19 protein-coding genes are annotated in these 21,944 nt (G+C 71.7%); 17 read left to right on the top strand and 2 right to left on the bottom strand.

Annotated elements, in window-relative coordinates:
- Nucleotides 1-25: 25 nt before the first annotated feature.
- Nucleotides 26-505, bottom strand: coding sequence for an anthrone oxygenase family protein (locus tag ACWCO8_RS29325; protein ID WP_451034780.1), 480 nt, complete (start codon nt 503-505; stop codon nt 26-28).
- 39 nt (nt 506-544) lie between these two features.
- Here ACWCO8_RS29325 and ACWCO8_RS29320 point away from each other — a divergent pair, with 39 nt between their 5' ends.
- From ACWCO8_RS29320 to ACWCO8_RS29290, 7 genes are all read left to right on the top strand, one after another.
- Complete coding sequence (locus ACWCO8_RS29320) at nt 545-1,096, top strand: GNAT family N-acetyltransferase (RefSeq protein ID WP_451034779.1); 552 nt, start codon at nt 545-547, stop codon at nt 1,094-1,096.
- Between the two features lie 68 nt (nt 1,097-1,164).
- The gene (locus tag ACWCO8_RS29315) at nt 1,165-1,719 is read left to right on the top strand and encodes an ABATE domain-containing protein (protein WP_451034778.1); all 555 of its coding nucleotides are present in this window, start codon (nt 1,165-1,167) and stop codon (nt 1,717-1,719) included.
- Between the two features lie 106 nt (nt 1,720-1,825).
- Nucleotides 1,826-2,413: a sigma-70 family RNA polymerase sigma factor gene (locus ACWCO8_RS29310; RefSeq protein ID WP_362011878.1), complete on the top strand. Its 588-nt coding sequence runs from the start codon at nt 1,826-1,828 to the stop codon at nt 2,411-2,413.
- Complete coding sequence (locus ACWCO8_RS29305; protein ID WP_451034777.1) at nt 2,410-3,300, top strand: anti-sigma factor family protein; 891 nt, start codon at nt 2,410-2,412, stop codon at nt 3,298-3,300. The genes ACWCO8_RS29310 and ACWCO8_RS29305 overlap by 4 nt, the downstream gene beginning before the upstream one ends.
- 87 nt (nt 3,301-3,387) lie before the next feature.
- Nucleotides 3,388-5,727 carry a HelD family protein gene (locus ACWCO8_RS29300; RefSeq protein ID WP_451034824.1) on the top strand — a complete coding sequence of 780 codons (2,340 nt, stop codon included), beginning with the start codon at nt 3,388-3,390 and terminating at the stop codon, nt 5,725-5,727.
- Between the two features lie 365 nt (nt 5,728-6,092).
- Nucleotides 6,093-7,529, top strand: coding sequence for a malic enzyme-like NAD(P)-binding protein (locus tag ACWCO8_RS29295; protein ID WP_451034776.1), 1,437 nt, complete (start codon nt 6,093-6,095; stop codon nt 7,527-7,529).
- A gap of 443 nt (nt 7,530-7,972) precedes the next feature.
- The gene (locus ACWCO8_RS29290; protein ID WP_003968811.1) at nt 7,973-8,254 is read left to right on the top strand and encodes an HU family DNA-binding protein; all 282 of its coding nucleotides are present in this window, start codon (nt 7,973-7,975) and stop codon (nt 8,252-8,254) included.
- A 92-nt stretch (nt 8,255-8,346) separates the two neighbouring features.
- Here the strand turns inward: ACWCO8_RS29290 and murA are convergent, their stop codons facing one another.
- Nucleotides 8,347-9,687: a UDP-N-acetylglucosamine 1-carboxyvinyltransferase gene (gene murA, locus ACWCO8_RS29285; protein ID WP_362011870.1), complete on the bottom strand. Its 1,341-nt coding sequence runs from the start codon at nt 9,685-9,687 to the stop codon at nt 8,347-8,349.
- Between the two features lie 264 nt (nt 9,688-9,951).
- Between murA and ACWCO8_RS29280 the strand changes: the two genes are divergently transcribed.
- The 10 genes from ACWCO8_RS29280 to ACWCO8_RS29235 all read left to right on the top strand — a co-directional run bounded on the left by ACWCO8_RS29280 (nt 9,952) and on the right by ACWCO8_RS29235 (nt 21,916).
- The gene (locus ACWCO8_RS29280) at nt 9,952-10,512 is read left to right on the top strand and encodes a YqgE/AlgH family protein (protein ID WP_362011868.1); all 561 of its coding nucleotides are present in this window, start codon (nt 9,952-9,954) and stop codon (nt 10,510-10,512) included.
- A gap of 111 nt (nt 10,513-10,623) precedes the next feature.
- Entirely contained in the window at nt 10,624-11,871 is a 1,248-nt protein-coding gene (locus tag ACWCO8_RS29275; protein ID WP_451034775.1) for an RNA-guided endonuclease InsQ/TnpB family protein, read from the top strand.
- Between the two features lie 15 nt (nt 11,872-11,886).
- Nucleotides 11,887-12,177: a DUF3039 domain-containing protein gene (locus tag ACWCO8_RS29270; protein ID WP_318106551.1), complete on the top strand. Its 291-nt coding sequence runs from the start codon at nt 11,887-11,889 to the stop codon at nt 12,175-12,177.
- Between the two features lie 282 nt (nt 12,178-12,459).
- Nucleotides 12,460-13,755, top strand: a complete 1,296-nt coding sequence (locus ACWCO8_RS29265; RefSeq protein ID WP_451034774.1) for an extracellular solute-binding protein — start codon at nt 12,460-12,462, stop codon at nt 13,753-13,755.
- 5 nt (nt 13,756-13,760) lie between these two features.
- Complete coding sequence (locus tag ACWCO8_RS29260; protein ID WP_451034773.1) at nt 13,761-14,720, top strand: carbohydrate ABC transporter permease; 960 nt, start codon at nt 13,761-13,763, stop codon at nt 14,718-14,720.
- Nucleotides 14,717-15,556, top strand: a complete 840-nt coding sequence (locus ACWCO8_RS29255) for a carbohydrate ABC transporter permease (RefSeq protein ID WP_362011858.1) — start codon at nt 14,717-14,719, stop codon at nt 15,554-15,556. Before ACWCO8_RS29260 ends, ACWCO8_RS29255 begins: the two co-directional genes overlap by 4 nt.
- 5 nt (nt 15,557-15,561) lie before the next feature.
- On the top strand, nt 15,562-17,181 hold the full coding sequence (locus ACWCO8_RS29250; protein ID WP_451034772.1) for a beta-N-acetylhexosaminidase: 1,620 nt from the start codon (nt 15,562-15,564) through the stop codon (nt 17,179-17,181).
- Nucleotides 17,182-17,406: 225 nt separating this feature from the next.
- Entirely contained in the window at nt 17,407-18,282 is an 876-nt protein-coding gene (locus ACWCO8_RS29245; RefSeq protein ID WP_362011855.1) for an FAD binding domain-containing protein, read from the top strand.
- On the top strand, nt 18,279-19,589 hold the full coding sequence (locus tag ACWCO8_RS29240) for a 2Fe-2S iron-sulfur cluster-binding protein (protein ID WP_451034771.1): 1,311 nt from the start codon (nt 18,279-18,281) through the stop codon (nt 19,587-19,589). Before ACWCO8_RS29245 ends, ACWCO8_RS29240 begins: the two co-directional genes overlap by 4 nt.
- Nucleotides 19,586-21,916: a xanthine dehydrogenase family protein molybdopterin-binding subunit gene (locus tag ACWCO8_RS29235; RefSeq protein ID WP_451034770.1), complete on the top strand. Its 2,331-nt coding sequence runs from the start codon at nt 19,586-19,588 to the stop codon at nt 21,914-21,916. Before ACWCO8_RS29240 ends, ACWCO8_RS29235 begins: the two co-directional genes overlap by 4 nt.
- Nucleotides 21,917-21,944 lie beyond the last annotated feature (28 nt).

Raw genomic sequence — 21,944 nt, 5'->3', positions numbered from 1 at the left:
GGTAGGGCGGGGGCGCGGCGCACCGTCAGCGTCCCCTGACCGAAAGCGCCCGCAGCAGGCAGGCGAAACCCGCCGTCGTCAGGACCGCCCGGACGAGGTTCCAGGCCACCCACGGGGACTCGAACTCCGCGCGGGCCCGCACCGGATCGGTGGCCGCCGCGAGGGCGTCGTTGAGCGGGACGTTCACCGCAGAGGTGACCACGAACACGGCCGCGTAGAGGACCAGCGCCGCGAGCACCCAGCCCTTCGCAGCCGTTCCGCGCAGCTGCCACGCCGCCACCGCCGTCAGGATCAGCGCCCCGAAGAACGGGGTGAAGAAGACCGGGTTCTGGATCACGTCGTTGACGTTCCGCATCACCTCGACGAAGACCCGGTCGTCCGCGCGCCCCAGTGCCGGCATCACCGAGCACACGTACGCGAACCACACCCCCGCGACCAGTCCCGTCGCCACCGTCGCCGCCGTCAGAACCGCCCCGGCCGCCTTACCGCCCCTGTTGTTCGTCATGAACGTCAGTCAAGTCGCCCCGGGCGAAAGGATCCATGGATGCCCGTCCAGGTTCCATGCGCGAGCGTCTACCGTGGTCCGGTGATCTCCCTCCGCCCGGCCACCGCCGCCGACGCCCCCGCCCTCGCGGCCGCGCTGTCGCGCAACCGCGCGCACATGCGGCCCTGGGAGCCGTACCGGAGCGAGGCGTACTACACCGCCGAGGGGCAGGCGGCGCGGCTCGGGGACGGTGGGCGGCGGTGGTTCGCGGTGGACGGGGACGAGATCGTCGCCGCCGCCACGCTCTCCGGGATCGCCCTCGGGCCCTTCCGCAGCGCCTCCCTCGGTTACTGGGTCGACGCCCGGTGCACCGGGCAGGGCCTCGCCACCCGGCTCGTCGAGGAGGTATGCCGGGCGGCCCGCGAGGAGCTCGGCCTGCACCGGATCGAGGCCGGCACGGTCCTCGCCAACCACGCCTCCCAACGCGTCCTCGCCAAGAGCGGGTTCGAGCGGATCGGGACGGCGCCCCGCTATCTGCACATCGACGGGGAGTGGCGCGATCACCACCTCTTCCAACGGATCCTCCACGACGAGTCCCCGCCACAGGGCTAGCCGGACCCGCCCCGGCTGGGCACTCTGGTCGGGACGACTGCTTCCGATCGTGAGGTGGTGACAGGGGCATGACCGTACGGTTCGACTCCGGCCGGATCAGCCTGGACCTGGCCGCCCAACCGCTCCGTGATCCCCGGGCGCTCGACCACTTCCTGCGGACCACCGGACTCGTCCCCGCCGCCACCCCGCTCCGCGGGATCGACGTCGTCTGGGTCGTGCGCTTCCGCGAACTGCGCGACTGCGTCGGCGAGCTGGCGCACGCCCAGCTCGACGGCCGGCGCGCCGCCGACCGGGCCCTGGAGCGGCTCAACGTGCTCGCCGCCGCCTCCGCGCCGCCCGCGCCCCGCGCCGTACGCACCGAAACCGGCGGGCTCGTACGGGCCCTGGACGCCGAACCCGACTGCCGGGCCCTGCTCGCCGCCGTCGCCAGGGACGCCGTCGACCTGCTCACCGACCCGACCGCCCGCGCCCTGCTGCGCCGTTGCGAGCGCGACGACTGCCGCCGCTGCTACCTCGACACCTCGCGCGGGCGCCGCCGCCGCTGGTGCTCCAGCGAGGCCTGCGGCAACCGCGAGCGCGTTGCCCGGCATCGGGCAGCCCGGCGGGCCGATGCACCCGCCTGAGCGCCCCGCGCGACCTCCCGAAAAAAACTTCGCGCGCCGTTGAGTCGAACCCGCACCCCGCTCCGTACCCCTGCACGACAAGAGGGACTCGACCGGGGAGGTTCAGGTGCGCAAGGATGCGGCCGTGGCCGATGAACGTCCGCATCGGGCCCGGCATCGCAGCGAGACGTCGCGGGTCAGCCCCGACGTCCCCGACGAGGAGTTGATGCGTGCTCTTTACCGCGAACATGCCGGTCCCCTGCTCGCCTACGTACTCCGTCTCGTCGCCGGCGACCGCCAGCGTGCCGAGGACGTCGTGCAGGAGACGCTCATCCGTGCCTGGAAGAACGCCGGCGCGCTCAACCGGGCGACCGGCTCCGTTCGACCTTGGCTGGTGACGGTTGCCCGGCGCATCGTCATCGACGGTCACCGCAGCCGGCAGGCCCGGCCGCAGGAGGTCGATCCGTCACCGCTCGAGGTCCTGCCCGCGGAGGACGAGATCGACAAGGCTCTGTGGCTGATGACGCTCTCTGACGCGCTCGAGGATCTGACCCCCGCCCACCGGGAAGTACTGGTCGAGACCTACTTCAAGGGGCGTACGGTCAACGAGGCGGCCGAGACTCTCGGCATACCCGCAGGGACCGTGCGTTCCCGGGTTTTCTACGCACTGCGTTCGATGAAGCTCGCGCTGGAGGAGAGGGGGGTATCGGCATGAGCAACGACATGACACCGCCGCACGACGCGGCGGGCGCGTACGTGCTGGGCATCCTGGACGACGTCGACGCCGCCGCCTTCGAGGCGCACCTGGTGGACTGCGATGTGTGCGCCGCGCACATGGAGGAGTTCGCCGGAATGGAGCCGATGCTCGCCATGCTGGCGGACGACGAGGCCGCCCGGCGCGCGCCCCGCCCGCCGGGGGCGTCCGACCCGTACGCCGAGGACGTCTTCGACGCCTTCGCGCCCCGGCCGCCGTCCGCGCCGACCGCGGTGCCCGGCCCGCCCCTGCCCCGCCCGCGGCGCGGTCACGCGAAGTCGGCCCCGATCGCCGTCGCTCCCGCGCCCGAGCTGCTCGACCGGCTCATCGACGAGGTCGGTGCCAAGCGCGCCCGCTCGCGCCGCCGCTCCTTCTACCTCGTCGCGGCCGCCGCGATCCTGGTCGTCGGCGGTCCCGCCGTCGCCGTCGTCGCCACCTCCGACGGCGGTACGGACCACGTGGCGATCGAACCGCACCCCACCAGCCCCGCCGAGGACGCCTTCTTCAACCACATGGAGGAGAAGATCCAGGCCACCGACCCGAAGACCAAGGTCAGCGCCACCGTCGGCCTGGAGAAGAAGGGCTGGGGCACCCACACGGTCCTGGAGCTCAAGAACGTCAAGGGCCCCCTGAAGTGCCGGCTCGTCGCCGTCTCCAAGAGCGGCGAGGAGGAGGTCGTGACCTCCTGGGGCGTGCCGAAGTGGGGGTACGGCATACCCGGCGCCACCCAGGAGTCCGCCAAGAACCCGCTCTACGTCCACGGCGGCGCGGCCATGGACCGTGCCGACATCGACCACTTCGAAGTACGGACCTTCGACGGCGAACGCCTCGTGGAGGTCGAGGCCTGACATTTTGCCCCCCTGTGGCGTACGCTCGACGGCTGCCCAGCACGTCAGAAGGGGGCCTCAGTGGCCGCGCAGGAAGCCGTGGAGGCCATGGACGCCGCCATGGACGCCACCGACACGGTCCGGGACCGTGAGATCGGTGTCGAGCAGGAACATCTGGACAAGGTCTACCGCCGCCTCGAGGAGAAGATCCACGAGGCGGAGTTCCTGATGAACGACGCCGCCAAACGCGGCCAGGTCGGCACCCCCGGCGCGCTCGCGGAGCGGGACGCCCAGGTGTTCCGGGCCGGTGTGCACCTCAACCGGCTCAACAACGAGTTCGAGGACTTCCTCTTCGGCCGGATCGACCTGCTGTACGGCAAGGACGGCAAGAAGGGCCCCGACGGCGCGTACACCTCCGTGGAGCCCGCCGAGGACGCCGTGCGGCCGGACAACACGGCCGAGATCGGCGAGACCCTCCACATCGGCCGGATCGGCGTCCTGGACTCCGACTACGCCCCGCTCGTCATCGACTGGCGGGCCCCGGCCGCCGCGCCCTTCTACCGCTCCACGCCGGTCGACCCCGGCCGCGTGGTGCGGCGCCGGGTCATCCGCTCCAAGGGCCGCAAGGTCCTCGGCGTCGAGGACGACCTCATGCGCCCGGAGCTGACGGCGACCCTCGACGGGAACGCGCTGCCGGTGATCGGCGACGGCGCCCTGATGGCCGCGCTCGGCCAGGCCCGCAGCCACACCATGCGCGACATCGTCTCCTCCATCCAGGCCGAGCAGGACCTGGTCATCCGCGCGCCCGCCGCCTCCGTCACGTACGTCGAGGGCGGCCCGGGCACCGGCAAGACGGCGGTCGCCCTGCACCGGGCGGCCTACCTGCTCTACCAGGACCGGCGCCGGTACGCGGGCGGCATCCTGATCGTCTCCCCGACGCCGCTGCTCGTCTCGTACACCGAGGGCGTGCTGCCCTCACTCGGCGAGGAGGGGCAGGTCGCCATCCGCGCGCTCGGCTCGCTCGTGGACGGCGCGGAGGCCACCACGTACGACGAACCGGCCGTCGCCCGCGTCAAGGGCTCCTCCCGCATGCTCGCCGTGCTCCGCAAGGCCGCCCGCGGGGCCCTGGAGAGCCCGGCCCCCGCGCCGCAGGCCCAGCTCGCCCTGGACGACGAGGAGGCGCCCGCGCCCGTCGGCACGCCCAGCCGCCTCCGGGTCGTCGCCTTCGGGCGCCGTCTGGAGCTGGAGGCCGACGAGCTCCAGCGGATCCGGCACAACGTGCTCGGCGGCTCCGCGCCCGTCAACCTGCTGCGCCCACGCGCCCGCAAGCTGCTGCTCGACGCCCTGTACGCCAAGTCCGGCGCGGCCGGGCGGCACAGCGACCCCGAGCTCGCCGCCGAGCTGCGCTCCTCCTTCGACGAGGACATCTCCACCGAGGACGCCTTCCTCGGCTTCCTCGACGCCTGGTGGCCCGAGCTGACCCCGCGCCAGGTCCTCGACGCGATGGGCGACGAGAAGCGCCTCGGCCGCTGGGCCCGGCGCGTCCTCAACCAGGGCGAGATCCGCCGGCTCGCCCGCTCGCTGCGCCGCGAGGGCCTCTCCGTGCACGACGTGGCGCTCCTGGACGAGCTGCACACCCTCCTCGGCTCCCCGGCCAGGCCGCGCAAGAAGCGGGAGTACGACCCGCTGGACCAGCTGACGGGCCTGGAGGAGCTCATGCCCGTACGGGAGGAGACGCAGCGCGAGCGGGCCGAGCGGCTCGCGGCGGAGCGCACCGAGTACGCGCACGTCATCGTCGACGAGGCCCAGGACCTGACGCCCATGCAGTGGCGGATGGTCGGCCGGCGCGGGCGCACCGCGACCTGGACGGTGGTCGGCGACCCGGCGCAGTCCTCCTGGTCGAGCCCGGACGAGGCCGCGGAGGCCCGCGACGAGGCGCTCGGCAGTCGCCCGCGCCGCCGCTTCGAGCTGACCGTGAACTACCGCAACCCCGCCGAGATCGCCGAACTGGCCGCCAAGGTGCTCGCCCTCGCCATGCCCGGCAAGGAGTCGCCGCGCGCGGTCCGCTCGACGGGCGTGGAGCCCCGGTTCGTGGCGCTGCCGAGCAAGGACGATCTGGCCGAAACCGTACGGGCGGAGGCCCGCCGGCTGCTCGAACGGGTGGACGGCACGGTCGGCGTCGTGGTCGCCATGAACCGCCGCGAGCAGGCCGCGGGCTGGCTGGCCGAGCTCGGCGACCGGGTGGTGGCGCTGGGCTCGCTGGAGGCGAAGGGCCTGGAGTACGACGCCACGGTGGTGGTCTCGCCCGCGGAGATCGCGGACGAGTCCCCGGCCGGCCTGCGGGTCCTGTACGTGGCGCTGACCCGCGCCACCCAGCAACTGACGGTGGTCTCGGGCGCCCGCGACGTGCCGGACGAGGCGGGGGTCCCAGACCTGCTCAGGGACTGATTTCAGGTCAACCTGCGTCGCAGGAATCACTTACCAGAGTGGTTTGTTAGCCTGTCTATGGCACCGGCTCGATCCAAGCCCCCGGGCCCAACCTTCGTCCCTTAGAGGGACCACTTGCCGCGAGGCGAGCATGGCGGGTCGGTGCCATCTTGTACGTACATACAGAAGAGGTCCGCGTCACCCACGGGTGACGCGGACCTCTTCTGTTTCCCCGCAGGTTCTCGTATGGTGGAAACTACTTTCCGAAAACGAAATGACCGCATTACCTGCTACCGGCGGGTAGGTGCGACGATCGGAGGGCGCCGCCGGGCGACCAGCCCGGGCGGCGTAGCAACGAAGCTAAGGGAAAGCAGAGGAACTCGGCCATGGCAACGGCGCCCAGCGTCTCGTACTCGATGACGGTCCGGCTGGAGGTTCCCGCCAGCGGAACCGCGGTCTCCCAGCTCACCACGGCGGTGGAGTCCCACGGCGGTTCCGTCACCGGCCTCGACGTGACCGCCTCCGGCCACGAGAAGCTCCGGATCGACGTCACCATCGCCGCGACCTCCACCGCGCACGCCGACGAGATCGTGGCGCAGCTGCGCACCATCGAGGGCGTCACCCTCGGCAAGGTCTCCGACCGTACGTTCCTGATGCACCTCGGCGGCAAGATCGAGATGGCGTCCAAGCACCCCATCCGCAACCGTGACGACCTCTCCATGATCTACACCCCGGGCGTGGCCCGCGTGTGCATGGCGATCGCCGAGAACCCCGAGGACGCCCGCCGCCTCACCATCAAGCGCAACTCCGTCGCAGTCGTGACGGACGGCTCCGCCGTCCTCGGCCTCGGCAACATCGGCCCGATGGCCGCGCTGCCCGTCATGGAGGGCAAGGCGGCCCTCTTCAAGCGCTTCGCCGGCATCGACGCCTGGCCGATCTGCCTGGACACGCAGGACACCGACGCCATCGTCGAGATCGTCAAGGCGATCGCCCCCGGCTTCGCGGGCATCAACCTCGAGGACATCTCCGCGCCCCGCTGCTTCGAGATCGAGGCGCGGCTGCGCGAGGCCCTCGACATCCCGGTCTTCCACGACGACCAGCACGGCACCGCGATCGTCGTCCTCGCCGCCCTCACCAACGCCCTGCGCGTGGTGGGCAAGGGCATCGGTGACGTACGGGTCGTCATGTCCGGTGCGGGCGCGGCCGGTACGGCCATCCTGAAGCTGCTCATCGCGGCGGGCGTCAAGCACGCCGTCGTCGCCGACATCCACGGTGTCGTGCACGCGGGCCGCGAGGACCTGGTCGAGGCCGCCCCGGGCACCCCGCTGCGCTGGATCGCCGACAACACCAACCCCGAGGGCGTCACCGGCACCCTCAAGCAGGCCGTCGTCGGCGCGGACGTCTTCATCGGCGTCTCGGCCCCGAACGTGCTCGGCGCGGACGACGTCGCCGCCATGGCGGACGACGCGATCGTGTTCGCGCTCGCGAATCCGGACCCCGAGGTGGACCCGGCGATCGCCCGTCAGACGGCGGCCGTCGTGGCCACCGGCCGCTCGGACTTCCCCAACCAGATCAACAACGTGCTGGTCTTCCCGGGTGTCTTCCGCGGTCTCCTCGACGCCCAGTCCCGCACGGTCAACACGGAGATGATGCTGGCGGCCGCCGCGGCGCTCGCCGACGTCGTCACCGAGGGCGAGCTGAACCCGAACTACATCATCCCGTCGGTCTTCAACGACAAGGTCGCGGGCGCGGTGGCCGGCGCCGTCCGCACCGCGGCGAAGGCGGCGGGCGCGGGCGCCGACAACGGGTCGAACGGGCTCTGAGGGGGCTCTGGCGGGGGCTCTGGTACGGGCCCTGACGGGGGCTCTGAAGGGCTCCGGCGGGGCCCTGGCCGGGGCTTGTGGGGCGGCGTGGGGGCGTGACCGGCTCCACGTCCGCCCGGCTGTCCGCCCTGCCGTGCGCCGGGCTGCCCACCCGCCTACGGCGCGTCGCGGGTCGCGGTGTCCCAAACCCGCCTTTAGGGTGGCCCTTCGGCTCCAAAGAGTTTCGGCGGAGTCGACGGAACGTCACCATGCCAGTGGCCGTGGCGCTTTTCGTGTGACCCCAGAGGGTGCCGGATTGGCGTTCCCGCCGCTGGTGGGGGCAGGATGCCTATTCGGGCGCGAGGGTCTGTCAGCAGACCCGGGTCCGGGGACTGTCCGAGGGCCCTGGCAGCATCGGCATCGATCTCACGCCTCACAGGCAAGAAGAACACGGGAGTAACAACATGAACCGCAGTGAGCTGGTGGCCGCCCTGGCCGACCGCGCCGAGGTGACCCGCAAGGACGCCGACGCCGTGCTGGCCGCTCTCGCCGAGACCGTCGGCGAGATCGTCGCCAAGGGCGACGAGAAGGTCACCATCCCCGGCTTCCTGACCTTCGAGCGCACCCACCGTGCCGCTCGCACCGCTCGTAACCCGCAGACCGGCGACCCGATCAACATCCCGGCCGGCTACAGCGTGAAGGTCTCCGCGGGCTCGAAGCTCAAGGAAGCCGCCAAGGGCAAGTAAGGCGCCAAGGGCCTGGAAGCGGGCCTGAAGCGACAGAAGGGCGGCCACCCCTCCAGGGGGTGGCCGCCCTTCTGTTTGCCCTCGTACGCGCGCTACACGAGCGCGCTGCCCGGAAGCTCGACCTTCGCGCCCAGCTCGACGAGCTTCTCCATGAAGTTCTCGTAGCCGCGGTTGATCAGGTCGATGCCGTGCACCCGGGACGTGCCCTGGGCCGCGAGCGCCGCGATCAGGTACGAGAAGCCGCCGCGGAGGTCCGGGATGACCAGGTCGGCGCCCTGGAGCTTCGTCGGGCCCGACACGACCGCCGAGTGCAGGAAGTTGCGCTGGCCGAAGCGGCAGTCCGAGCCGCCCAGGCACTCGCGGTACAGCTGGATGTGCGCGCCCATCTGGTTCAGCGCCGAGGTGAAGCCGAGCCGGGACTCGTACACCGTCTCGTGGACGATGGAGAGGCCGGCGGCCTGCGTCAGGGCCACCACCAGCGGCTGCTGCCAGTCGGTCTGGAAACCGGGGTGCACGTCCGTCTCCAGGGCGATCGCGTTGAGCGAGCCGCCCGGGTGCCAGAAGCGGATGCCCTCGTCGTCGATCTCGAAGGCGCCACCCACCTTCCGGTACGTGTTGAGGAAGGTCATCATCGACCGCTGCTGCGCGCCGCGGACGTAGATGTTGCCCTCGGTCGCCAGCGCCGCCGACGCCCAGGAAGCCGCCTCCAGGCGGTCCGGGAGCGCGCGGTGGTTGTAGCCGTCGAGCTTGTCGACACCGGTGATCCGGATGGTCCGGTCGGTGTCCATGGAGATGATCGCGCCCATCTTCTGCAGAACGCAGATCAGGTCCTCGATCTCGGGCTCCACGGCCGCGTTGGAGAGCTCGGTGACGCCCTCCGCCAGGACGGCGGTCAGCAGCACCTGCTCGGTCGAGCCGACCGAGGGGTACGGCAGCCGGATCTTGGTGCCGCGCAGCCGCTGCGGGGCCTCCAGGTACTGACCGTCGGCCCGCTTCTCGATCGTCGCGCCGAACTGGCGCAGCACGTCGAAGTGGAAGTCGATCGGCCGGCCGCCGATGTCGCAGCCGCCCAGGCCCGGGATGAAGGCGTGGCCGAGGCGGTGCAGCAGCGGGCCGCAGAAGAGGATCGGGATCCGCGACGAACCGGCGTGGGCATCGATGTCAGCCACGTTGGCGGACTCGACGTGCGTCGGGTCGAGGACGAGCTCGCCCGGCTCCTCGCCGGGGCGGACCGTCACCCCGTGCAGCTGGAGGAGTCCGCGGACCACGCGGACGTCACGGATGTCGGGCACATTGCGCAGCCGGCTCGGGCCGCTGCCGAGCAGGGCGGCGACCATCGCCTTGGGCACGAGGTTCTTCGCGCCGCGGACGCGGATCTCGCCCTCCAGCGGGGTTCCGCCGTGGACAAGCAGTACATCGTCTGTGCCGGTCATGAATCTCGCGTTCCGGAGAGGTCGGGCAAGGGGCCAGGGAAAAGGGTAAGGCTCGCGTACCCCCGTCTTGGAAGTCCAAGGGGGCCTCACAGATGTAATGAATACGGCACAACACGTTCCGCTCATGCGATCTTGCGGAGCGTCACCGTCCGTTTGTGTCCGTACGAGGCCGTCGGCGACCCTCTGAACTGCGAGGCTCGCCGGTCTGTCCACAGTCCGCCCTTCGGCCCCCGCGAACCCGGAAGATGCGGGATCATGTGTCGCATGACCGAGGTGTCCTCGCTCACAGGACGGCTGCTCGTCGCCACCCCCGCCCTGGCCGACCCCAACTTCGACCGCGCGGTGGTGCTCCTCCTCGACCACGACGACGAGGGCTCCCTCGGCGTGGTCCTCAACAGGCCGACGCCCATAACGGTCGGCGACATCCTCGCCCCGTGGGCCGATCTCGCGGGCGAGCCGGGCGTGGTCTTCCAGGGCGGGCCCGTCTCCCTGGACGCGGCGCTCGGCGTGGCGGTGATCCCCGGCGACGAGGGCCCGCTGGGCTGGCGCCGGGTCTTCGGCGCGATCGGTCTGGTCGACCTGGAGACCCCGCCCGAACTCCTCGGCCCGGCCCTCGGCTCCCTGCGGATCTTCGCCGGCTACGCGGGCTGGGGCCCGGGCCAACTGGAGACGGAGCTGGGCGACGGCGCCTGGTACGTGGTCGAGTCCGAACCCGGCGACGTCTCCTCCCCACGCCCGGAATCCCTCTGGCGCGACGTCCTGCGCCGCCAACGCAGCGACCTCGCGATCGTCGCGACGTACCCGGACGACCCTTCGCTCAACTGACCCGATGACCTTTCCGTGGCGATGCGAACGTGTGAGCGGGAAGTCGCTGGATGTGGGGTGCTTGAACGAATCTGGTCCAGGTGTGCGAGTCGATGGCTAGCGTGATCGCCGATGAAGGTGACAGTGCAGGTCAAGCTGGACCCGACGCCCGAGCAGCGGCTGGCGCTCGCGGCGACTCTGCATGCCTGCAATGAAGCTGCGTCCTGGGTCGGGAAGATCGCTTTCGAGACGGGGGAGTTCAAGAACTTCTCGCTGCGCAAGCATGCCTACGCGCAGGTGAAGGATCGGTGGGGGCTGGGCGCGCAGGCTGCCCAGCACGTCATCAAGAAGACGTGCGACGCGTATGCGGCGCTGCGGGCGAGCGCGCGCGTCGGCAACCTTGGGCATCGCGCATCGCGGCGCTACCTTCAGGCCACGCAGCGGCCGATCGGCTTCCGCCCTGATGGGGCTCAGCCGTACGACGACCGCATGCTGTCCTGGCGGATCGACGAGGGCACCGTGTCCATCTGGGCCATCGGCGGGCGGCTGAGGAACGTCGCGTTCTCGGGGAGCCCCGCTCAGTTGCGGAAGCTGGCCCTGTATCGCAGAGGTGAGTCGGACCTGCTCTGTCGGGACGGAGCCTGGTTCCTGGTCGCCACATGCGAGGTGCCCGAAGCCGAGCTCAACGACCAGCCGGGCGACTTCCTCGGTGTGGACCTGGGGATCGTGAACATCGCCACCACGTCGGACGGCGAGGTCATGGCCGGGCGGCAGTTGAACCGCCTGCGTGCCCGCGATCGTCGGCTGAGGCAGAAGCTCCGGCGAAAGAACACGAAGTCTGCCAAGCGTCGCGCACGCCGTCGCCGGCGCAAGGAAGCGCGGCGATCGAAGGACGTCAACCACAAGATCGCGAAGAGGATCGTGGCCGAGGCTGAACGCACCGGTCGTGGGATCGCCCTGGAGGACCTCACGGGCATCCGCGAGCGGGTACGGCTTCGCAGGCCCCAACGGGCCACGTTCCACTCCTGGGCCTTCGCTCAGCTCGGAGGGTTCATCGCGTACAAGGCGCGCCGTGCCGGGGTGCCGGTGGTGTACGTGGATCCGGCGTACACCTCCCGCACCTGTGCCGAGTGTGGCCACGTCGACAGGGCGAACAGGGTCTCTCAGGCCCGGTTCGTCTGCCGATCCTGCGGATTCGTTGATCACGCGGATCGGAACGGCTCCCGCAACATCCGGGCCCGAGGTCTGGATCTGTGGCGAAGCGGGGCCCCATCAGCGGCCCCTGCCTCCTCGAATCCGAGGGTGGCTGGACGCGGGCGGAGTGTCGAACAGTTCGATGTCCGTTATGCAAGCCCTGTCGCCTCCATGGCGGGCGGTTGATTACCCTTGGTTCCCATGAGCACTCTCGAGCCCGAGCGCGGGGCAGGAACGGGAACCCTCGTCGAGCCGACGCCGCAGGTGTCCCACGGTGACGGCGACCACGAGCGCTACGCCCACTACGTCCAGAAGGACAAGATCATGGCGAGCGCCCTCGACGGCACTCCCGTGGTGGCGCTGTGCGGGAAGGTCTGGGTTCCGGGGCGTGACCCCAAGAAGTACCCGGTCTGTCCCATGTGCAAGGAGATCTACGAATCCATGGGCGCCGGTGGTGGCGACAAGGACAAGGGCGGCAAGGACAAGAAGTAGGTCGGACGGCCCTGGGAGACGGTCCCTCGAGGGACGGTCCAGGGCGGGTCCTGTCGTCGGGACGGCCCCCGGTGCGCGCACTTCGGTGCGGGCGCCGGGGGCCGTTCGCGTGTCCGGGGGCAAGTGGGGGTGTGGCGGTGGGGCGTTGCACGGGGTGCGTCGGCCGGTCACAGAGTGGTTGAGACCACTTGTCCGGGAGTTGGTCCGCCCCTAACCTCACGCGTGTTGTGCAGCACGAAACGCACGTTGCGTATGTTGCAACACCCTCGGAGGGGACCCGCCATGAAGCTTCCTGCCTTCCCCATCACCGCCCTCGTCCTCGCCGGACTCGCCGTCGCCGGCTGCGCCCCGCAGACCTCCGACGGCAAGGCCGCGACCGACGAGAAGAGCGGCACCCTGCGCGTCTGGCTCTTCCAGGAGGTCGACAACGCGCCCAAGAAGAAGGTCGTCGACGAGGCGATCGCCGCCTTCGAGCAGCGCAACAAGGGCGCGAAGGTGGAGGTCGAGTACATCCCCGTCGAGACCCGCGCCCAGCGCGTCAAGGCCGCCTTCAACGACCCGAAGTCCGCGCCCGACCTCATCGAGTACGGCAACACCGACACCGCCGGCTACGTGAAGGACGGCGGACTCGCCGACATCAGCGCCGAGTTCGGCGCCTGGGACCAGGCCAAGGACACCGATGCCACCGCCAAGGCCTCCGTCACCGTCGACGGCAAGGTCTACGGCGCGCCCCTCTTCGTCGGCGTCCGCGCGCTCTACTACCGCACCGACGTCTTCAAGGACCTCGGCCTCTCCGCCCCCAAGACCCAGGCCGAGCTGATCGCGACCGCGAAGAAGGTCCACAAGGCCAAGCCCGAGCTCTACGGCATAGCCGTCGGCGGCGCCTACACCTACGGCGCCATGCCGTTCATCTGGGCCAACGGCGGCGAACTCGCCACGCAGAACGGCGCGTCGTACACCTCCGCCATCAACAGCGAGGCCGCCCGCACCGGCATCACCGCGTACACCTCCCTCTTCGGCGACGACAACTGCCCGGCCGCCAAGTGCGCCCAGATGGGCGGCAACGCCACCGTCACCGCCTTTGCCTCCGGCAAGGCCGCCATGGCCATCGGCGGCGACTTCAGTCACGCCGCCGTCGAGGCCGGCGCCGTCAAGGGCAAGTACGCCGTCGTCCCGCTGCCCGGCCTGACCCCCGGCTCGATCGCCCCGGCCTTCGCCGGCGGCAACAACATCGGCCTGATGAAGAGCACTTCGCACCGGACCCTCGCCGTCGACCTGATGAAGTCCCTCGCCGGCAAGGAGACGCAGGGCAAGCTTTTCGACGCGATGGGCTTCCTGCCGACCTACACCGACGTCCGGACGAAGGCGGCCGAGAAGCAGCCCTTCGTGAAGCCCTTCATCGACACCCTCGGCGCCGGTACGAAGTTCGTCCCCGCCTCGCCCGGCTGGGGCCAGATCGACGCCTCGCTGGTGCTGCCGACGATGTTCCAGGAGATCGTCAGCGGCCGTAAGGACGTGAAGGCGGCCTCCGACGACGCCGCGAAGAAGATGGACGCGGCGTTCGCGGCCGCGGGCTGACCGCCATGACCCTGACCACCACGAAGACCGCGGGGGCGGGGGAGGGCACGGGCGCGGCGGCCACCGGCCGCCCGCCCCGCCGCCCCCGCGGCGGGTCCGGCTGGACGCCCTGGCTCTATCTGCTCCCCGCCCTCGTCGTCCTCGGCGGCCTCCTGCTCTACCCGATCTACCAGCTCGGGCTCATCTCCTTCCTGGAGTACACCCAGGCCCAGGTCAGCGGCGGCGAGCCGACCTCCTTCCAGGGCTTCGGCAACTACGCCACCCTTTTCGGCGACCCGCAGTTCTGGCAGGTTCTCCTCGCCACGGTCCTGTTCGCCGCGGCCTGCGTCGTCACCACCCTCGCGGTGGGCTGCGCGCTCGCGGTGCTCCTGACCCGCGTACGGGCCCTGCCACGGCTCGCGCTCATGCTCGCCGCGCTCGGCGCCTGGGCCACCCCGGCCGTCACCGGCTCCACCGTCTGGGTCTTCCTCTTCGACCCCGACTTCGGCCCGGTCAACCGGCTGCTCGGGCTCGGCGACTTCTCCTGGACGTACGGGCGCTACAGCGCCTTCGCCCTGGTCCTCTTCGAGGTCGTCTGGTGCTCGTTCCCGTTCGTGATGGTCACCGTCTACGCGGGCATCAAGGCCATCCCGGGCGAGGTCCTGGAGGCCGCGGCGCTCGACGGCGCCTCGCAGTGGCGGATCTGGCGCTCGGTGACGGCGCCGATGCTCCGGCCGATCCTGGTCGTCGTCACGATCCAGTCGATCATCTGGGACTTCAAGGTCTTCACCCAGATCTACGTCATGACGAACGGCGGCGGCATCGCCGGCCAGAACCTCGTCCTCAACGTGTACGCGTACCAGAAGGCCTTCGCGTCCTCCCAGTACAGCCTCGGCTCGGCGATCGGCGTCGTCATGCTGCTGATCCTGCTCGCGGTGACGCTGGTGTACCTGCGACTGCTGCGCCGTCAGGGAGAAGAACTGTGAGCACTCTTCGCATCAGGCGGCCCGGCCGCCTCGCCGCCGAGGCCACCGCCCTCCTCGTCGCGGTCGTGGTCGCCTTCCCGCTGTACTGGATGGTCCTCTCGGCCTTCAAGCCGGCCGGCGAGATCCAGTCGGCCCAGCCGCGTCCCTGGACCCTCTCCCCGTCCCTCGACTCCTTCCGGCGCGTCTTCGAACAGCAGGACTTCGGCCGGTACTTCCTCAACTCGCTGACCGTCGCCTGCGCGGTGGTCCTCGCCTCCGCGCTCATCGCCTTCCTCGCGGCGACCGCGGTCACCCGGTTCCGGTTCCGCTTCCGGACCACGCTGCTGATCATGTTCCTGGTCGCCCAGATGGTGCCGATCGAGGCGCTGACCATCCCGCTGTTCTTCCTGATGCGGGACTTCGGGCAGCTCAACACCCTGGGTTCGCTGATCCTGCCGCACATCGCCTTCTCGCTCCCGTTCGCGATCTGGATGCTCCGCGGCTTCGTCAAGGCGGTGCCGGAGGCGCTGGAGGAGCAGGCCGCGATCGACGGCGCGAGCCGCACCCGCTTCCTCTGGCAGATCCTCTTCCCGCTCGTCTTCCCGGGTCTTGTGGCGACGAGCGTCTTCTCGTTCATCTCGACCTGGAACGACTTCCTGTTCGCGAAGTCGTTCCTCATCAGCGACACCTCGCAGTCGACCCTCCCGATGGCGCTGCTCGTCTTCTTCAAGCCGGACGAGAACGACTGGGGAGGCATCATGGCGGGATCGACCGTGATGACGATCCCGGTGCTCGTCTTCTTCGTACTCGTACAGCGCCGCCTGGTCTCCGGACTGGGCGGGGCGGTGAAGGACTGAATCCGATGGACCTGATTCCGGCCCCCGCGAAGATCGAGGGCCCTCACACCTGCGGCTTCCACCTCGACGCCGACACCGTCCTGGTGGCCGGACCGGGCACCGAGAGCACCGGGCGCTGGCTGCGCTCCACCCTGGGCGCCGCGTTCGGGCTGCCGCTGCCGCCCGCCGGCGAGGAAGGCCACAACGACGTCCGGCTGCGCGTCGACGGCTCGCTGGGCCCCGAGGCGTACCGGCTCGCCGTCTCCTCGACGTTCGGCGTGGAGATCACCGGCGGCGACGCGGCGGGCGTCTTCTGGGGCGCACAGACGCTGCGTCAACTGCTCGGCCCGGATGCCTTCCGTCGTGCCCCTGTGCCGCGCGAGGCCACCCCCGGCATTCCGGACCAAGTCGTCACCGACGCCCCCCGGTTCCACTGGCGCGGGTTCATGCTCGACGTGTCCCGGCACTTCCTGCCCAAGGACGACGTCCTGCGCCAGCTCGACCTCATCGCCGCGCACAAGCTGAACGTCTTCCACTTCCACCTCACCGACGACCAGGGCTGGCGCGTCGAGATCAAGCGCCACCCGCGCCTCACCGAGGTCGGCGGCTGGCGGGCCCGTACGAAGTGGGGGCACCGGGCCTCGCCGCTGTGGAACGAGACGCCTCACGGCGGGTTCTACACCCAGGACGACATTCGCGAGATCGTCGCGTACGCCGCCGAGCGGCACATCACCGTCGTCCCCGAGATCGACATTCCGGGCCACTCCCAGGCCGCCATCGCCGCCTACCCCGAACTCGGCAACACCGACGTCGTCGACACGAGCGCGCTGACCGTCTGGGACACCTGGGGCGTCAACCCGAACGTCCTCGCCCCCACCGACGCCACCCTGCGCTTCTACGAGGGCGTCTTCGAGGAGATCCTCGACCTCTTCCCGTCCACCTTCGTCCACGTCGGCGGCGACGAGTGCCCCAAGGACCAGTGGAAGGAGTCCCCGACGGCCCAGGCCCGCATCAAGGAGCTGGGCCTCGCCGACGAGCACGAGCTCCAGTCCTGGTTCATCCGCCACTTCGACCGCTGGCTCGCCGACCGGGGCCGTCGCCTCATCGGCTGGGACGAGATCCTGGAGGGCGGCCTGGCGCCCGGCGCCGCCGTCTCCTCCTGGCGGGGGTACGCGGGCGGCATCACCGCCGCAGAGGCGGGCCACGACGTCGTCATGTGCCCCGAGCAGCAGGTGTATCTGGACCACCGTCAGGCGCCCGGCGAGGACGAGCCGATGCCCATCGGTTTCGTACGGACCCTGGAGGACGTCTACCGCTTCGAGCCCGTCCCGCCGGGCCTGAGCCCCGAGGCCGCCGCCCACGTCCTGGGCACCCAGGCCAATGTGTGGACCGAGGTCGTGGAGAACCGCTCCCGGGTCGACTACCAGACGTTCCCGCGCCTCGCCGCCTTCGCCGAGGTCGCCTGGTCCGCCCTGCCCGCGCCGGACGAGCGGGACTTCGCCGCCTTCGAGCGCCGGATGACCGCCCACTACCGCCGCCTGGACGCCCTCGGCGTCGACTACCGGCCGCCCGCCGGACCCCACCCGTGGCAGCAGCGCCCCGGGGTCCTCGGCAGGCCGATCGAGGGGGCGCCCCCGAACGTGTGAGGCACCTCGCGTCCCCACGTCACCCAAGAGCGGCAAAACGGAAGTTACCGTCTCCGGTGGGGCTTCCTGGACGGAACCGTCCTTCGCGGACCCTCGCGTCGGACGGCTCGGAAGATGTGCCAGAGTTGCCACGTCCAGCCTGTGAGCACGTACGGTACGGCCACACAGGCGCGACAGCCGGGGACGAGTCGGGGACCGCCGGGGACACCGGGAAGGGGCAGCGGGTTGACCACGCACGCACCACAGACGGCGCAGTCCGTGACGTTGCCGGCCTCGCTCGACGAGGCCGTGGCGGCGCTCACCGCCATGCCCGCCGCCGTACCGGTCGCGGGCGGCACGGACCTGATGGCCGCCGTCAACAGGGGCCAGCTCAGGCCGGCCGGCCTGGTCGGCCTCGGCCGGATCAACGAGATCCGCGGCTGGCAGTACCAGGACGGCCACGCCCTCCTCGGCGCCGGCCTCACCCACTCCCGGATGGGCCGCCCCGACTTCGCCGCCCTCATCCCCGCCCTGGCCGCCGCCGCACGCGCCGCAGGGCCGCCCCAGATCCGCAACGCGGGCACCCTCGGCGGCAATGTCGTCACGGCGGCGCCCACGGGCGACTCGCTGCCCGTCCTGGCGGCCCTGGAGGCGGACCTCGTCGTCATGGGCCCGCTCGGCACGCGCGAGATCCCGGTCTCCCACCTGCTGGCGGGCCGCGACCTGCTGGCCCCCGGAGAGCTGGTCGCGTTCGTCCGCGTACCCCTCCTGCACGCCCCGCAGGTCTTCCTCAAGGCCACCGGACGCACCGGGCCGGCCCGCGCCACCGCCTCCGTCGCCGTCGTCCTCGACCCGGCGCGACGCGGCGTGCGCTGCGCCGTCGGCGCGATCGCCCCGATGCCGCTGCGGCCGCTCGAGGCCGAGCACTGGATCGCCTCGCTGGTGGACTGGGACGGCGACCGGGGCCTCGCCCCGGAGGCGCTGACGGCCTTCGGCGAGTACGTGGCGGCGGCCTGCATCCCGGACCCGCCGGGCGAGGAGCAGCTGCCACCTGCCGTACTGCACCTGCGGCGCACGGTCGCCGCGCTGGCTCGACGGGCACTGGGGAGGGCGCTGTCGTGAGCAACGAACCGAACGAGAACCAGAACGCGAGCGGGAGCGGGCACGCGGGCGGGCACGGGAACGCGGGCGGCTGGGAGCCGATCCCGCAGAGCGAGGGGTACGACGGCGACGCCACGGCCTTCGTCCACCTGCCCCCGGAGTTCATGCTCGACGGCGTCCCGCTGGAGGCCCCGGGCCACGGCTACGTACCGCCGATGATCGTGCCGCTGACGCCGCTCACCCCGGCCGCGGGGACGGACCCGGCGGCGACGGGCCAGTGGGTGGTGCAGACGCCGACGGCGGCGGAGCACGTCGAGCAGCCGGACGCGCAGACCACGGCCGAGTGGACCTTCCCCGATGCGGGGGAGCCCGACCCGCACGCGACGGGCCAGTGGAACTTCACGGAGGAGGCCCGCCCGGCCGACTCCGGCTCCGCCTCGACCGGTCAGTGGACGATTCCGGTCGTGACGGAGGGCGCGGACGCGTCCGAGGAGTCGGGCGAGTACACGACGTCGATGCTGGCGCAGTACGCGAGCAGCGCCCCGGCGACCCTGCCGGGCGGCGCTCCGGCGCCGTGGGCGGTGCAGGAGCCGGAGGCCGCGGAGGCGCCGGTCGAGGAGCGGCCGGAGGAGCCGGTCGCCGCGTCCGAGGAGCCGTCGGCCGAGGAGCTGTCGGTCGAGGAGCTGTCGGTCGAGGAGCCGGAGCCGCTCCCCGCCGTGGAGGACCCCGTTCCCGCCGCCTCCACGGGCAGCAGCGCGGACAGCGACGAGCACCCGCACATCTCGTACACCCTGCGTGTGAACGGCGCCGACCGTCCGGTGACGGAGTCGTGGATCGGCGAGTCGCTGCTCTACGTCCTGCGCGAGCGGCTCGGCCTCGCGGGCGCCAAGGACGGCTGCTCGCAGGGCGAGTGCGGCGCGTGCAACGTGCAGGTCGACGGCCGGCTCGTCGCCTCCTGCCTGGTGCCGGCGGCGACGGCGGCCGGCAGTGAGGTGCGTACGGTCGAGGGCCTGGCCACCGACGGCGAACCGTCGGACGTGCAGCGGGCCCTGGCGCGCTGCGGGGCCGTCCAGTGCGGCTACTGCGTACCCGGCATGGCCATGACCGTCCACGACCTCCTCGAGGGGAACCACGCTCCGACCGAGCTGGAGACCCGCCAGGCGCTCTGCGGCAACCTCTGCCGGTGCTCGGGCTACCGGGGCGTGCTCGACGCCGTGCGCGAGGTCGTCGCCGAGCGCGACGCGCAGGCGGCGGCGTCGGCCGCGGCGGCCGAAGAGGCGCGCATCCCGCACCAGATTCCCCACCCGCACGACGGAGGCATGGCGTGAGCAGCGACGCGACCACCGCGCCACCCACCCCCACGGTGGTCGACGCCCTCGACCTCGAACCGGAGGAGGCGGCCCCGCACGGCCTGGGCACCTCCCTGCCGTCGGCCGACGCACGCGCGAAGGCCGAGGGCACCTTCCCGTACGCCTCCGACCTGTGGGCCGAGGGCCTGCTGTGGGCGGCGATCCTGCGCTCGCCGCACCCGCACGCCCGGATCGTGTCGATCGACACGAGCGCGGCGGCGGACCTGCCGGGCGTACGGGCCGTGGTGACGCACGCGGACGTGCCGGGCGAGGCGACGTACGGCAGGACGGTCGCCGACCGCCCGGTCTTCGCCTCCGACCTGGTCCGCCACCACGGTGAGGCGATCGCGGCCGTGGCCGCGGACCACCCGGACACGGCGCGGCTCGCGGCGGCGGCGATCGCGGTCGAGTACGAGGTGCTGGAGCCGGTCACCGACCCGGAGAAGGCGTTCGCGGCCGAGGCGCTGCACCCGGACGGGAACCTGATCCGGCACATCCCGCTGCGGTTCGGGGACGCGGACGCGACCGGCGAGGTCGTGGTCGAGGGCCTGTACCGGATCGGGCGGCAGGACCCGGCCCCCATCGGCGCGGAGGCCGGCCTCGCCGTGCCGCGCCCCGACGGCGGGGTCGAGATCTACACGGCCTCCACCGACCCGCACACCGACCGGGACCTGGCGGCGGCCTGCTTCGGCCTGGCGCCCGAGCAGGTCAAGGTGGTCGTGACGGGCGTCCCGGGAGCCACCGGCGACCGTGAGGACCCGGGCTTCCAGATCCCGCTGGGCCTCCTCGCCCTGCGCACGGGCTGCCCGGTCAAGCTCACGGCGACGCGCGAGGAGTCCTTCCTCGGCCACGCCCACCGCCACCCGACGCTGCTGCGCTACCGCCACCACGCGGACGCGGAGGGCCGCCTGGTGAAGGTGGAGGCGCAGATCCTGCTGGACGCGGGAGCGTACGCGGACGCCTCGTCGGAGTCGCTGGCGGCGGCGGTGTCGTTCGCCTGCGGCCCGTACGTCGTGCCGCACGCCTTCATCGAGGGCTGGGCGGTCCGTACGAACAACCCGCCGTCCGGCCATGTGCGGGGCGAGGGGGCGATGCAGGTGTGCGCGGCGTACGAGGCGCAGATGGACAAGCTGGCGGCGAAGCTGGGCATGGACCCGGTGGACGTACGGCTGCGCAACGTGCTCGCGACGGGCGACATCCTCCCGACGGGCCAGACGGTGACGTGCCCGGCTCCCGTGGCGGAACTCCTGTCCTCGGTCCGCGACTTCCCCCTCCCGTCCCTCCCGATGGACACCCCGGAGGAGGACTGGCTGCTGCCCGGCGGCCCCGAGGGCGCGGGCGAACCGGGCGCGGTGCGCCGGGGCGTGGGCTACGCGGTCGGCATGGTCCACATGCTCGGCGCGGAGGGCGCGGACGAGGTCTCGACGGCGACGGTGAAGGTCCAGGACGGCGTGGCGACGGTCATCTGCGCGGCCGTGGACACGGGTTCGGGCTTCGCGACCCTCGCGCGCCAGATCGTCCAGGAGACGCTGGGCCTCGAGGAGGTCCATGTCGCGTCGGTGGACACGGACCAGCCGCCGGCGGGCCCGGCGACGCACGGCCGCCACACGTGGGTGTCGGGCGGCGCGGTGGAACGCGCGGCGAAAATGGTCCGCACGCAGTTGTTGCAACCCCTGGCCCACAAGTTCGGCATGTCGACGGAGCTGCTCCAGATCACGGACGGCAAGATCACGTCGTACGACGGTGTCCTGTCGACCACGGTGACCGAGGCGATGGACGGCAAGGAACTGTGGGCCACGGCCCAGTGCCGCCCCCACCCGACGGAGCCCCTGGACGAGTCCGGCCAGGGCGACGCGTTCGTGGGCCTGGCGTTCTGCGCGATCCGCGCGGTGGTGGACGTGGACATCGAGCTGGGTTCGGTACGGGTCGTGGAGATGGCGGTGGCCCAGGACGTGGGCCGCGTCCTGAACCCGGCCCAGCTGTCGGCCCGTATCGAGGCGGGCGTCACGCAGGGCGTGGGCGCGGCCCTCACGGAGAACCTCCGCACGGCCCGCGGCCTCCTGCGCCACCCGGACTTCACGGGCTACGCCCTGCCGACGTCCCTGGACGCCCCGGACATCCGCCTCGTCAAGCTCGTCGAGGAACGCGACGTGGTGGCCCCCTTCGGCGCGAAGCCGGCGAGCGCGGTCCCGGTCGTCACCTCCCCGGCAGCGGTCGCCTCCGCGGTCCGCGCGGCCACGGGCCGCCCGATCAACCGCCTCCCGATCCGCCCGCAGGCGGCGGTGGGGGCTGCGCCGAACGTGTAGGGGCGCACGGCATCAACACCGAGCGGCG

The sequence above is a fragment of the Streptomyces sp. NPDC001927 genome (assembly GCF_053594455.1).
Note: the sequence above shows the minus strand (reverse complement) of the source record. Positions and strands in the feature narration are given on the sequence as shown.

What these genes read in the sequence shown, in the direction of transcription:
- murA (WP_362011870.1), bottom strand. Translation starts at nt 9,687, where the DNA reads ATGACCGGCACAGACGATGTACTGCTTGTCCACGGCGGAACCCCGCTG.
- ACWCO8_RS29325 (WP_451034780.1), bottom strand. Translation starts at nt 505, where the DNA reads ATGACGAACAACAGGGGCGGTAAGGCGGCCGGGGCGGTTCTGACGGCG.
- ACWCO8_RS29265 (WP_451034774.1), top strand. Translation starts at nt 12,460, where the DNA reads ATGAAGCTTCCTGCCTTCCCCATCACCGCCCTCGTCCTCGCCGGACTC.
- ACWCO8_RS29290 (WP_003968811.1), top strand. Translation starts at nt 7,973, where the DNA reads ATGAACCGCAGTGAGCTGGTGGCCGCCCTGGCCGACCGCGCCGAGGTG.
- ACWCO8_RS29275 (WP_451034775.1), top strand. Translation starts at nt 10,624, where the DNA reads ATGAAGGTGACAGTGCAGGTCAAGCTGGACCCGACGCCCGAGCAGCGG.
- ACWCO8_RS29300 (WP_451034824.1), top strand. Translation starts at nt 3,388, where the DNA reads ATGGACGCCGCCATGGACGCCACCGACACGGTCCGGGACCGTGAGATC.
- ACWCO8_RS29320 (WP_451034779.1), top strand. Translation starts at nt 545, where the DNA reads ATGCCCGTCCAGGTTCCATGCGCGAGCGTCTACCGTGGTCCGGTGATC.
- ACWCO8_RS29280 (WP_362011868.1), top strand. Translation starts at nt 9,952, where the DNA reads ATGACCGAGGTGTCCTCGCTCACAGGACGGCTGCTCGTCGCCACCCCC.
- ACWCO8_RS29250 (WP_451034772.1), top strand. Translation starts at nt 15,562, where the DNA reads ATGGACCTGATTCCGGCCCCCGCGAAGATCGAGGGCCCTCACACCTGC.
- ACWCO8_RS29305 (WP_451034777.1), top strand. Translation starts at nt 2,410, where the DNA reads ATGAGCAACGACATGACACCGCCGCACGACGCGGCGGGCGCGTACGTG.
- ACWCO8_RS29260 (WP_451034773.1), top strand. Translation starts at nt 13,761, where the DNA reads ATGACCCTGACCACCACGAAGACCGCGGGGGCGGGGGAGGGCACGGGC.
- ACWCO8_RS29315 (WP_451034778.1), top strand. Translation starts at nt 1,165, where the DNA reads ATGACCGTACGGTTCGACTCCGGCCGGATCAGCCTGGACCTGGCCGCC.
- ACWCO8_RS29295 (WP_451034776.1), top strand. Translation starts at nt 6,093, where the DNA reads ATGGCAACGGCGCCCAGCGTCTCGTACTCGATGACGGTCCGGCTGGAG.
- ACWCO8_RS29270 (WP_318106551.1), top strand. Translation starts at nt 11,887, where the DNA reads ATGAGCACTCTCGAGCCCGAGCGCGGGGCAGGAACGGGAACCCTCGTC.